Below are 12957 nucleotides of genomic sequence, written 5' to 3' on the forward strand. Positions count from 1 at the left end.
ACCCATCAATGCATAAGTCTCAGGTTCCGGCACCGGGTTGATAGCAGCCTGGAAGGTGTACGAGCCACCCTTCGGACCATCGGCCAAGCCAGTCACCACGTAGTAGTACGAGCCGATGCCCAGGCTGCCGAAATCATAGGTGGTGCTACCGGTCGTGCCGTCGAAAGTGTAGCTGGCCAGTTCGGTGCCACCAGCGGCAAACAGGGTAATCAGGCCGTTAGTGATGTCGAACTTGTTTGCCAGGTTGGCAGACACTGCAAGAGCAGTGTTGTCAAAGGTGCCGTCCAGCTTGAAATCATATTCGTCGCTGAACAAGCCGGATACGTGAGCTGAGTTGCTATAGAAGCCGTCAACCGAAAGGGTGCCCCAGTCGATAGTGTCGGCTTGGGCGCCTGCTGCTGCAGCGATCAAAGCGGCGGCGGCGAGAAGTTTGAAGGAACGCATTTGGCAAGTCTCCGTTCATGGGTGAGTAGTAAGGATAGTGCTGACTGCAATGAGGAGTATAGCTTTTGCCAAAAGTAAGTAAACAGATATTTAAGCTGGTTTTAAGGGTGCCGACAGGCGGCACCTTCGACCCTTGAAAATGGAAAGAGCCCCACAAAAGTGGGGCTCCCGCAAAACAACCACCCCAGACTTGCCAGTAAGGGGTAGCCACTTTGCAATTTATGCGAAAGCAATAACATTTTCAATACGTAATCTGTATCAGTTTCATGAAACCATTAGGATATTTGGCGTCAGTTGCATTTAATCAACACATTGGACCCAACCAAACAACTGACTTTTTTTGCGAAATCCTGACAAAGACATATAGTGCTTTGTCAATGTTCTCATTGACAACCTTGTGTTCCGCCGGCTGATTGAACGCAGCCGGCGGCTTTTTCAGGAGGGTGGCTGGCTCGGGGGGGCTATCGCGGCTTGCCGTCGAATCATGTCCGAAAAAGCATAAGAAGCAACATCGCGGTATGGCAACCCGGCTAAAGACGTTGTCGACACAAGATACAGGCGCCCACGGCGTCTCTGGTTTGTTAGTGAATTCTATACCCAACCTAAAGGGAGGCATCGAAAGGTCGTGTATAGACCATTTAGGAAACCGCAAAATCTACAAGGTTTCGTGTGAATCGCGAGTTGCATCAAAACTGACCGCGCAGCCGCTCATGCCAAATCCGCCGTCGAACTCCGAGCCAGCAAAAGATACGCCCGGTGCAGATGGCAAGCGTGGCGAGGAGACACCATACCCAACCATAATTGGGGTGGCCTTTCGGCCTGTCTGATATCAGGCGACGTGCAAAAGCCGCCTCGCGGCGGCTTCCAATAAATGGAGGGCCTTCAAGAGCGTGCTACATGAAACTGGATGTACCTTTAACTTCAAAGCCCTAACCCAGCCCTCCGTCGAACAAGATCACGGCGAAGCTATGGGGAACCAAAAATCGAACTTGTCGAAGAGCGCCATCAATTCGTTGAATTTGGCTTTGCTCCCGACAAATTTAACCTCGCCGCTTTCTGAGAGTCCTCCCAATTTCAACTGGCCGAGCGCGATTTTGTCTAGCGTACTGCGATCAAGCGTAATCGTCGCGTCTGCAGTCTGATACTGCTTTGATTTGCCGTAGCCCAAAACCCCGTTCTCGGCATACAAAGTGAATTTCTCTTTAGTGTCCGGAAAGATCAGATTGAAGTGATACGTTTTGTCGCCGAGTTTAAGACCGTTGAAATGGATACCGAGAAAATCGAGGAACATTTCGGTCGTCATTCCACGAATGATATCCGGCGAGGAAGTATTGGGTGTCGCGGCTTTTTGCACGCCGTGTCGAAGCTCCTGAGCGCCGGACAGGTACATATCGCGTGCGGGGCCGGACTCCGCTTGGTAACCCATTTGCTCAAGCGCATCCGCTTCCAGATTTCTTGCCGCCTGATTATCCGGCTGAGCAAAAACCAGCTTGTTGGTAATGGTGGCAACCCAACGATATTCCCCATTCCCGAATGCGGTGCGTGCAGACGCGAGCAGTTTATCTGCGCCAATCAGTTCGACATATTTTTTGGCCTCGTCGGCCGGCGACAGCGGATTCAAGTTGGCCGGGTTGCCGTCCCACCAACCTTGATAGAATTGGTACGTGGCCCGGACGTTATGCTTCAGATCGCCATAGTAGCCTCGATTGTAGAATTCCTTTGCCAGGCTATCTGGTAACTGGAATTGATCGGCGATTTCGTGCATCGTCAATCCCTCATTGGCCATCCTGAGCGTCTGGTCATTGATGTATTTGTATAAGTCGCGCTGCTTTTCGAGGTGCTCGACCACGCGGTCATTCCCCCATTGCGGCCAGTGGTGACTGCTGAAGGAGACAACCGCATCCTTCCCCCAAAGATCGACGGTTTCATCAAGAGTACGGGTCCATTTCCCGGCATCTCTTACCTTAGCGCCGCGCATGGTCAATATGTTATGCAAGGTATGCGTCGCATCTTCGGCAAGATCAATCGCTTTGAATTGCGGAAAGTAAAAGAGCATTTCCGCAGGCGCTTCAGTACCGGGCGCCATCTGGAAGACGACATCAATGCCGTCAATCGTCATTCGTTCGCCGGTTTTGCTTATTAATTTGCTGGGTTCAAACAGCGTGATCGTGCCAGCCGCCGTGGTCAGGCCAAGGCCCGCGCCTACCGCGCCTTGAGGGTTTTTGGGCAACAGATTGCCATACATGTAAGAGGCGCGCCGGCTCATGACATTCCCGGCAAAAACGTTTTCGCTCACCGACTCTTCCATGAAACCTACCGGTGCAACGACCGGTATCTTGCCTGCCCGCACATCCTCCTCCTTCACCACGCCGCGGATCCCACCAAAGTGATCAACATGACTGTGCGTAAAGATGACGCCGCTAACGGGCAGGTTTTCTACCTTACTGTTGATCAGGTCAAGCGCCGCCTTCGCTGTTTCAACAGAAGTGAGGGGATCAATGACGACCCACCCCGTCTTTCCGCGAATAAAGGTGATATTTGCCAGGTCGATATTCCGAACCTGATAAATGCCGTCCACCACTTTGAATAGCCCACGAACGGAAAGAAGCTGTTCTTGCCTCCAGAGACTCGGATTTACCGTTTCGGGCGCGGGGCCTTGCTGTTTCAGAAAATCAAACTGAGAGAGGTCAATGACTGTGTTTCCACTACTTCCTTTAATAACCGGATTCGGTAAATCCGCGATAAAGCCCCGCTGAACATCGTCGAAGTCTTGCTTATTATTAAAAGGCAAGTAGTCGCGCAATTGCTGGTTCGCGGATTTGGTGAAATTCGTCGCAGGTTTCGGCCCTTCGGCACCAGCCGGTGAGAAAGCGAGAAGCAAACTAACGACAAGCGCGGTCTTGCAAAAGAAAGTATTTTCCATGATCAACTCCATGAATGAGTACAGGTTTGCCCGGCTCTGCGGCCGAACGCGGAAACTTGTTATTGGAATTGAGGGGGCAAGAAGGGCAACTTATTGCAACACGTACAAACCTTAGAATATTTGGAACGAAGTGCGGTCACTTATTTGTACAAGGCAATTTTTTCTCTGCCGAAAGACGGATAAACCTCCGGAAAAAGTGCTCATTTCGCGGCACGCGCGGTGGAGAGGCGAATGCGGACGATATGTTGTTATAGGCGCTTCCCATACCTATCGGCGGAGCAAGCTCTCGTAGAGTTCCTGCAACGCCGTTAACTGCCTGATCGCAGCGTCGCCGTCGTTTGCGATGCCTTCCAGGTCTGATGCAGTCGCTGGGTCAAGTTCGGCTGTCGCCGCTCCATCATCCACGCTGGCGGCGCTGGCAAGCGCGGACACTCCACTTGCGGCGTCACAACGGGCTGCGATGCGCACGCGGATAGCACCAATAGCAAGAGCGCGCTGCATGCGTTGGTTTTCTTGATTGGCATGGCTCATTTCCTCATAACGTTGTTGATCGATCGCGGCGACGGCGCTGGCCATCGACGCTTCCTGTCGCCGGCGCTGCTCACTAAGGTGAGCGGCCGCACTGGCCTCACGCGCGACGCGCTGGTTGTCGCGTAGCGACCAGTCCGCATCTTTGGCGTCTGCACCACGAACATAAAAAAAGGTGGCCACGGCCACCACCAGCAAACCGAGCGCGACCCAGCGCACCCACCACGGCAGAATTCTCGTCATCTCATCACCTCGACATAACGCGGCAAGCGGGCCTCAACCCGACCCGGATAGCGGCTGTTGATCTCGCAGAACGATTCGCCATAGCCGGCCGCCCTGCCCTTACCCTGCGGACACTGGCGCTCAAGCTGGCCAAACCAGACGCGGGGCTGGCACCCAGCGGCAAGCCGACACGACGTGATGCGCTTCGCCACCGAACCGGCGCCGCCGTTGTACATGGCCGCCGCGCATGCCTTGACGCTGCGGTTGTCGGCCATCAGCGGCTGGCACTGGCGATCATTGGTGCGAAGCTTCAGCACTACCGCGCGCAGCTGGTACTGCACCTTTGCGCAATCGCGCCACGACCATGCCGCCAGTGAGCGATCAAGTCCGCGCGCTTCCGCCAGGGCGTCGAAGCGCACCCTGCCGGCGGCGTCATAAGCAACGGTGAATTGCCCGAGGCCGCAGCCCAGCTCGCGCCCGGTTTTAAGCTGCGCGTTCGTTTTCCAGCCGCTTTCCTGCTCGATGAGCGCCGGCACCCAGGCGCGCGGCGCAACAGCGGGCCAGAACGTGGCCAGCTCGACCTTGAGCTGGGGAATCAGCAGTGGCGCATCGCCCGGTAGCGGTGCCGCGATGGCGGCGCCGGCGAGCATCAGCGCCGCCATCAGCTCAAGTAAACGATGCATAGCACCATCCCCATGCGAACCATGTGACCCAGCCAGAACATCCAGGCCATGCTGGCGGAATTCGGGAAGCCGTCACTTCCGCCATGCACCAGCCACTGAAAATCCACTTGCGGATGAAACACCACGCGTTGCACCAGCAACGACACATCGACCCAACACACCACCGCCAGCGCGGGCAGCAGCCGGGCGATTTCCGGGACACCGGTCGCGCGCGTCAGCGGCTCGAACAGCGCAAAGGCCAGCACGGTAAACAACAGCGCCAGGCCAACGCGCCACTTGAAACGATCAAAAGTCTTTTTCATTGCTTTCCCCGAGATATAAAAAAACCCGGCCGGAGCCGGGTTCGTCTGTTGCTTGCGTTTAATGCGGAATCGGCATGAGGTGTTTCACAGTCCAGCCAAACCAGACCGCCAGGCCGACCAGAACCGCCCACACCGTCCCTTTCGCGACATGGGCCCGGACTTCCAGATACAGCTTGTGCTGCTCTTCTTCGCGCCGGATCAGCGCGTCGTGATACTCGCGATGGCCAGACGGATCGCCGCTCGGGAAGCCACTCCGGATTTCATCAACCTTGGCTTTCAGCTCTTCCAGCGAGCTCATGACCTCGGCAAGCGTCGGCGATTTGTTTTCATACGGCACGGTGACTCCTTCCTCGCTGGTTGTAATCGGGGCAAAGCGATCTATGCTTAAAGCGACACTCCCCCCGGAATGTCTTGAGTCCGCCGGTCTGGAGAGCTCCGCCGGCGGATGATTTTTTTATGCCTCTGGCTCGTCGTCTTGAATGGACGCCGCCGCCTGTCCATCTTGTACCGTTTGCAGCTGAGCACGGAGTTCGGCCGCCGCCTGCGAGGCTGCCGCAAGATCGGCCGTGCGCTGCGCCAGTTGCTCTTGCAGATCGGCCAGCGTCGCGTTGGCCTGCTCCAGCGCGTCAGTCGCCTGCTCCAGCGCCGCCGCTTGCGCCGTCTTTTCCACCTCTGCAGCGGTCAGTGCTGCCGTTTGCGCAGTGAGCGTGTCGACCGCCGCCGCATGCGCGACCTGCTCGGCCTGTAGTGCGGTTTTCACCACCTCGTTTTCGGTCAGTGCGGCCGCTGCGGTGTCGCCCAGCACGCTGGCCAGCGACAAACCATTCTGGCCATCCGCCAGCGACAGCGAAACCGGGTCATTGACCTGCGCGCTGATCACCACACCATCTTTGAGAATCTCGGTAATGGTCTGGTGGTGCGCGCCACCGATGCCGGCGAGGGCATGGCGGATCAGTGTTTCATAAGGGCGGGTGCGTTCTTCGAGAGTCATTTTTAACTTACCGTGGTTGTGGTGTTGATGAGCTTCCAGTTACTGCCGTCCGACTGGCAGACCTTGCGGCCGCCCGTTGCGTCGGAAACCGTGATCAGGTGGTTCGCGTACGCCGCCGCGCTGGGCAGCGTCGATAGCGTGTAGACGCCGTGCAGCGCGGGGCCCGAAGAAACCAGCGGCCCGCCGACCTGCAACAGATGCACGCCATCATCGGTACCGGCGCCCAGCACCAGGCGGCCCGTAGTGCCGTTGAGACTCAGGGTCTGCGTGCCAGCCGCGAAGGTCGCGCCCTGGCGAAAGCTGAGCGCGCCGCCGTAGTTGCCAAAGTGCCAGTACTGGCTGGCGTTGCCGGGCAGCAGCGTCACCGAGCCGCCGTTTTCACGTGCCCCACCCAGCGCATCCGTCCCGAGAATCAGGCGGTTGCCGCCGATCGTCGCGATGCCCGTCGTCTGCAGCGTCGTAAACTTGCCCGTCGAAGGCGTGGTATTACCGATCGCCGCGCCATCGATGGCGCCGCCGGCGATGGCCACGGCGCCGGCCGACTGCTGGGCCATCGAACTCAAGACCTGCCAGGCCGACCACGTGCCGTTGTAATCCTGAAAGCGCCAGGCGAAGCCGCCGGTGGTGGTCGTCCAGCGCTGCAACAGGCGCGCCGTGGTGGCACTCAACGCACGCACCACTTCGAGCACGCCCACACCGGACAGCGGCGGCGCATTGGTCGAAGTGGAAAGGCTGGCGGCCGAGGTGAATTCGATGACGCCGGGCGAGGTCAGCGCGTTGAAATCCAGCACGTCGGCCCGTGCGCCGCCGTTCGGTGAAACCGTCAGGCCGGTAATGTTGCCGCCGGTAATGCTCACTGCATTACTGGCCTGCGTGGCCATCGTGCCCAGCCCCAGCGTTGTGCGCATGGTGGCCGTGTCGGCGCCCGCCAGCAGCGTGCGTGCCAGCGCGGTCAGCGCGGTCAGGGCGAATGCATCCGATCCGGTCGCATAAACCAACTGATCCGCCGCCGTGGCGAGGCCCGCCAGCGCGGCCAGTGTGGCATCGGCTGGCTGCGCGCCGACCGACGCCGGCGTCGGCAAGGCCGAAACCACAACGCCAGCACGTACCACCAGCGTGCCGATTGCGCCCGCTGGCAGCGTAAAGGCGGCGCCGGTGGCCACCGCAACCGTGATGGCCTTGCTGTTGCGCGTGGTGCTGTCGATGAACATCCACATGCCGGACGTGCCCGCCGGAAACTGCAGCGCCACTGCTGCCGGCAGTGAGCCGGTAAGCTCAATGATGCCCGCCTGCATATCCGCCGCAGTCAGTGCGATCGTGCCGCCGGCACTCACGTCTTTGGCCGTGCGCCCGTTGATCCATTGCAGCATGCCCGCCCAGGTCGGCACCGTGACCGGCAGCCCGGACGTATTGGTGATCTGCATGGTGGCGGCGGTGCTGGTCAGCAGCTGCACCTGTTCATCGAGCGTCAGCTCGTAGCGATTGATCAGCGTGGCCAGGTCAGACGCAAAGTCGCCCAGCGGCGTGCCGGTAAAGTTGCGAATGATCGCGTAGCTTGCGCCGGCCACCGCGGCGCCAGCCCAGGCGGTTTTAAGCACGAGATGCGTGTTGTCGGTGACCGAATCGACCTCATAAACCCGCGTGCCATCAGTCAGGAACAGGTCTCCCCTGTTGACCTGCGTCGACCACGATGTGTCTACGCCGACGACAGCCGTACTCCCCGCCGCCAGCGTGACTGTGCCGGCGCGGTACCAGTTTGCGTTTGCCATTGCTTTCCTTAGTTTCGGTACAGGAACCAGTTCATTGCGCGCACCCCGTTCTTCTTGTTGGAAGAACCGGTGATCTGGAGATAAATGCGCGCGACGCGGCTCGATGTCTGGATGTATGTGATTTCGGCGGCCTGTCCGTAATCCGACGCGTCGTGCTCGTTGAAGAACGCGAGCGCCTGATAGGGGACGATCGAATTCGGGTCATCCAGATTGATATCGATGCCGGTATTGATTGACGTCGATGCGGTCGGCGACGAACCGCCGATGATGTTGATGTTTACTTGCCCGCTGGCCACCGGCACGCTGGCGCCGATCAAGCCACGCGCAAAGAAACCCAGACCTGCCGGCGTGATGTAAAAGCCCGGCCCGGCAATGACCGAGTCATTCGCCCCCGCGTTGAGGTTGATATAAAAGCTGCCGTTTGCATTGCGCATGTAACCGGCAGTGATGTTGCCCAGCGATGCCGAGATGGCCGACAACGAATCGACCGCCATCGCACGCGCGCCGACGCTGCCGTCTACGATCAGGTTGCCGCTGATACCGACCGCATTGACGCCATTGACCTGCCCGATCGCAAACACCTGCGTCGAGCCACTGCCATCCGGCAAACTCACCCGGAAACTGTTGGCCAGGACATCAAACGACGTGCCCTGCGAAGCATCACCCGCCAGCCTTACGCCGGCCACCTTGCCGCCCGCAGTCAGATTGACCGTCCAGTTCGCCGACAGCCCGTTGATGCTTTGGGCCTGCTGCGTGACCGAAGCACTGACGCCGTTCAGATTCGTCTGTACTTGCGAGATGGCCAGCGCGTTGGCCGTATCTGCGGTCGCGCGTGTCTGGGCTTCCTGCGACACGCTGGCCTGAGCCGACGCGACCGACGCCGTTACCGTGTCGATGCGTTTGCCCAGCGCGGTATCAGCATCCACCCGCGCCGAGACCTCCGACGCCAGCGCAGCATTGGCCGTGCCCAGCTGCGTATTGATTGCAGTGATCTGGCTGGCCAGTGCGCTATCAGCAGCGGTACGCGCCTGCGTCTCGCTGGTGACGCTTGCGGTCACCCCGGCCAGCGACGTCTGCACCGAATCGATCCGCACACCGAGCGCTGTATCAGCATCGGCGCGTGCAGACTTCTCCGAGGTGATCGCCGCATTGGTCGTGCCTAGCTGCGCCTTGAGCGTCGACACATCCGACGCGATGGCGGCATCGGCCGTAGCGCGCGCCGTCGTTTCCGACGAAAGCGCCGCCTCCGCATTGCCGATGCGGACTTGAGCGGCCAGGATGTTACTGGCCAGCGCGTCGTCCTGCGTGGCGCGTGCGGTTTGCTCAACGACCAGTGCCGATTGCGTCGCGCCCAGCTGCACCGCCAGCGCAGTGCGCGCGCTGGCTTCTGCCGTCAAGGCATCCGCCGTGGAATTAAGCTGCTGCTGGGCCGAGGCAAAGTTCACCCCGGCCGCGCGCGCCTGCTGCCGGGTCGTCGCCTGCCCGGTCAGCGCATCGATCAGCCCCGACGCCAGCGACGCGATATCGCTGGTGTTCTGGTCTGTACCGCTGTTGACCGCGCTCAACGCGTTGTCGACATACACCGCATCGACTTTAAGGCTCAGGCTGTTGGCCAGCTGCGTGATCAGGCTTTCGGCGGCGGTGAGCCGCGTCCCCTGCCCCGATACATCCGACACCACTTGCGTCAGCTTGCCGGTCTGCGCGTTCATCGTGATTTCAATGGTGCGCACGCGGGCCGACACGTCATCAATCACCGGCGCGGTGACTTTTAACGAAATCAGGCCCGTGTCCGGGTCGACATCGATCGTCGCGTCGCTGATGGCCTTCTCGCGACGCAACCCGGCGATCGCTTCCGCCGCCTTGGTCGCGAGCTCGATGGCGGCAGATGCGGCCGCGTCGCTGGCCGAGTCGACCAGGTCAAGCCGCCCGCTGATGTCCGGCAGCGACGTGTTGATCTGCGCAATCTGTGCATTCAACGCGTCGACGTCGTCATCGAGCTGGTCGACCTTGTCCATCTGCTGCAGCAGATCAGGCGTCAGCCGCTCCGGGCCGATCTGGCCGATGACCTTGATGATGTCCGACTCGACCGTGGTCGCTGCCCCGGCCACGCCGGCGCCGGATGGATACCACGCGCCGACGTTGCCGCTGCGATCCACCAGCCGCGCCCAGTAATACCAGGTCACGCCGACTTCGACACCCATGACGGTATGCGTGGTCTGCGGATAGGCGTAATTGCCGAGCGGATTTGCGGTGGCAAGGTTGTCGTTCGTTGCCGTCCAGATTTCGGTGTACAGCGTATCGGTCGCGCCGTCCGGAAAGCCCCATTCAAGATCGATGCTGAACACGCCCGGCGTCGTGCGCAGGAACAGCGGCACGGCCGGCGGCGTGGTCTTGCCGGTCAGGCTGGTCAGCACCGACTGGGTCGGGGCGGAGGACACGCCGAGGGCATTGACCGCCCGCACGCGCGCCATGTACTGGCCCGCATAAATGCCAGCCACTTCGGCATTGAGCGCGCCCGTGCGCGGCAGCGTTACCCAGTTGTTGTCGTCTTTCTTGTACTCAACGTCGTACGCGATCGCCTTGTCGGTGGTCGGCCAGGCCATCGTCATCACCGTACTGGCAATGCCCTGATCGATCACCGTGTGCGTGCTGAGCGTGACGCTCGCCGGGGCCGGCTGCACGGACGGCGGGATGATCGTGATCGGGCGCGTATCGATGCGCGTGCCGTTGTCGATCGCATCAAACTTTTGCGGCTCATGTTGCACCGCGTTGATTTCAAACTGCAGCGCCTCTTTCTGTGTGATCGACACGATGCGGTAAATCGGCGCGGTCAGCGCGCTGCTTTCCACGGCCCAGACCGCTTCCGGCTGTACGGCCTCAGACCATGCGGCCGTGACCGTCACCGCGTTGTCGCTGACCAGCTTGACCGTACGCGTCTCGCTGATGCCGCTGGGCAATGCCACCGTCAGGCTGTCGCCCGCCGCGATGGTCGGCGCCAGATCGAGCACGACCGTATCGGCCGTTGCACTGCGCACACGGCCACCGATGCGGCGGCCGGCACGTTTCGGGTCTGCAATACGCACCAGCTTGCCCGGCCCGACCAGTGCCGAATCAAGGCCGACCGTAAAAGACACGGCCGAGGTTTCTAGCCGCGAAGTCAGCAGCGTCCATTTGCCCAGCCGCTGCGCCTGGCCCTGCGAGGTGCAGCCAAACGCCGTTAGCTCAGTCTGTACCACGCCATAGCGCGCGATGCCGTCGCGATCCTCGACGTATTCGACCTTCGCGCGATAAAAGTCGGACGGGTCATTCCACGACACCAGCGCCACGGTGTAGCGCGTTGAACGAGAGCTGCCCGCATAGGTAAATTTGCCATCGACCACGTTTGCGGCCGTGTACGTGTAGACCGGATCAACCGGCATATCGGCCAGCGTCTGGATGCTGCCGCCGCCCCAGTAACTGACACCACGAAAGACCGAGGCCAGATCCTGCAGCAGCTTGTACGCATCGGCGCGGGTCTGGATGTACGCATTGCAGGTAAAGCGCGGCTCAAGCCCTCCCTTGCCATCGCTGACCAGCTCATCGCAGCGCTGTGCGATCTGGTACAGCGCCCAGCGATCGACCTGCGCGGCGGTCAGCAAGCGGCCGAGGCCGTACACATAATTAAGCACCAGGTCGTAGTAAATCCACGCCGGGTTGTCGGTGTACGCCAGCTTGAATGTGCCGTCCCAGATGCCCGCATAGCTACGGGTATCGGGATCGTAATTGGACGGCACCTGCAAAATACGCCCATACAGATCAAACGCCCGCGCCGGCACATTTGAAAACTGTTTGGCGTCCAGCTGGGAAAACATCAGCGCTGACATCGGATAGCGCAATTTTGCGTCGATCACTTCCGTGATGGACTCGACGGTCGTTGTATCGGACACATAGGCATTGTTTCGGTTTGCCGTGATCCGGCGCACGCGAATAGTCCAGCCCGCCTTCGCCGCAGGCAAATCGATGCGGTGCGTCCGTTCGTATTTGTTGACGATTTCACCAGAGAACGCCGCGGTGATTACCGTGACGAATGCGCCCCCATCGGTCGCTACGTCAATGGCGTATTCAACTTTGTAACCATTCATGTCTCCGGTGGAAGTATCGGTCTGCATCAGCGAAGGCACCGACAAACGCACGCGCACCGCGGACAGCTGAGTATTGCTCACGGAATGCGACCACGCGTGATCCGACTTGAGTTCGGTCGAGACGGAGATTTCGTTCTCCACCGCTGGCAGGCCGGAGATATAGGGCTGGTCGAGCGTACCCAGCCGGAAATCGAAGGTCACATCTGAAAAGTTGTAGCTGCCGTCCGGGTTCTGCAGCGGCGTTTCATCGAAATAAACCGATTGCTGCCCGTTCACCAGCCCTTTGATCGGGCCTTCCGAAACCAGATCAAGCACCTTGATATAGGCCGTGCTGTGCAGGCTGTCGTTTGCTTCGCTCATGTCTGATCTTCCGCGTAAATACCTGCCGAGATCACCGACGACCCGACAATCATTCGCCCATACAACAAAGGCACCGGATTGCCCTGTGCCTGTGTGTTTACCGCGCCGTTAAAGTTGTAACTGGCTCCGTTATCGCCAGTGTCGCCGGTGCCTAACCCCGTCGCCTGCGGCGAGAGCATCTGCACCACCCCGCCCATGACCATAGCCAGGCCCATGTGCAACAGGACAGGAGCGAATGCACTGAGGCCAGGTACAAAGCTGGCCGCGATCAGCACTGCGCCCAGCACGATCTGGAACAGACCTCCCCGCTTGCTACCCGTGAGCATCGGCGCGATGCGGATGTCGCAGCCAGTTGGATGGTGCAATTCGTCGCTGCTGATATTTCGTTTGCCGTGAAACACGGCATAGCCGACGCCACGATCGCGGCTTTGCATCAGTTCCTGCTCGAAGCCGGGTAGCAGCACAGACAGCGCGCGCATGGCTTCCGAGACACTGGCCACGGCCAGCTTGTGAACGCGACCAAAACGCGCGCCTAGCGCGCCATAGAGACGGATATTTCGGAGTATCTGCATTTAGCGTGACCAATAAAAAAGCCCGCAAATGCGGGCTTGAAC

Annotated in this window: 10 protein-coding genes; all 10 read right to left on the minus strand. The window is 59.8% G+C overall.

Going from position 1 to position 12957, the window contains the following annotated elements; genetic code table 11:
- On the minus strand, positions 1–444 hold a 444-nt coding region (locus ACYQ1A_RS12700), incomplete at its 3' end, for an FxDxF family PEP-CTERM protein (RefSeq protein ID WP_499362504.1).
- A 955-nt stretch (positions 445–1399) separates the two neighbouring features.
- The gene (locus ACYQ1A_RS12705) at positions 1400–3367 is read right to left on the minus strand and encodes an alkyl/aryl-sulfatase (protein ID WP_499362505.1); all 1968 of its coding nucleotides are present in this window, start codon (positions 3365–3367) and stop codon (positions 1400–1402) included.
- A gap of 267 nt (positions 3368–3634) precedes the next feature.
- A complete protein-coding gene (locus ACYQ1A_RS12710) occupies positions 3635–4138 on the minus strand; it encodes a lysis system i-spanin subunit Rz (protein WP_499362506.1) in 504 nt (167 codons plus the stop codon).
- The gene (locus ACYQ1A_RS12715) at positions 4135–4800 is read right to left on the minus strand and encodes a hypothetical protein (RefSeq protein ID WP_499362507.1); all 666 of its coding nucleotides are present in this window, start codon (positions 4798–4800) and stop codon (positions 4135–4137) included. The genes ACYQ1A_RS12710 and ACYQ1A_RS12715 overlap by 4 nt, the downstream gene beginning before the upstream one ends.
- Positions 4779–5102, minus strand: a complete 324-nt coding sequence (locus tag ACYQ1A_RS12720) for a hypothetical protein (RefSeq protein ID WP_499362509.1) — start codon at positions 5100–5102, stop codon at positions 4779–4781. The genes ACYQ1A_RS12715 and ACYQ1A_RS12720 overlap by 22 nt, the downstream gene beginning before the upstream one ends.
- Before the next feature lie 58 nt (positions 5103–5160).
- Positions 5161–5439, minus strand: coding sequence for a hypothetical protein (locus ACYQ1A_RS12725; protein ID WP_062225600.1), 279 nt, complete (start codon positions 5437–5439; stop codon positions 5161–5163).
- Between the two features lie 117 nt (positions 5440–5556).
- Positions 5557–6093 carry a hypothetical protein gene (locus tag ACYQ1A_RS12730; RefSeq protein WP_062225594.1) on the minus strand — a complete coding sequence of 179 codons (537 nt, stop codon included), beginning with the start codon at positions 6091–6093 and terminating at the stop codon, positions 5557–5559.
- A gap of 2 nt (positions 6094–6095) precedes the next feature.
- Positions 6096–7862, minus strand: coding sequence for a pyocin knob domain-containing protein (locus ACYQ1A_RS12735; protein WP_499362511.1), 1767 nt, complete (start codon positions 7860–7862; stop codon positions 6096–6098).
- An 8-nt stretch (positions 7863–7870) separates the two neighbouring features.
- Positions 7871–12343, minus strand: coding sequence for a TipJ family phage tail tip protein (gene gpJ / locus ACYQ1A_RS12740; RefSeq protein WP_499362513.1), 4473 nt, complete (start codon positions 12341–12343; stop codon positions 7871–7873).
- On the minus strand, positions 12340–12915 hold the full coding sequence (locus ACYQ1A_RS12745; RefSeq protein WP_499362515.1) for a tail assembly protein: 576 nt from the start codon (positions 12913–12915) through the stop codon (positions 12340–12342). The genes gpJ and ACYQ1A_RS12745 overlap by 4 nt, the downstream gene beginning before the upstream one ends.
- Positions 12916–12957 lie beyond the last annotated feature (42 nt).

This window comes from Silvimonas sp. JCM 19000, from assembly GCF_054652575.1.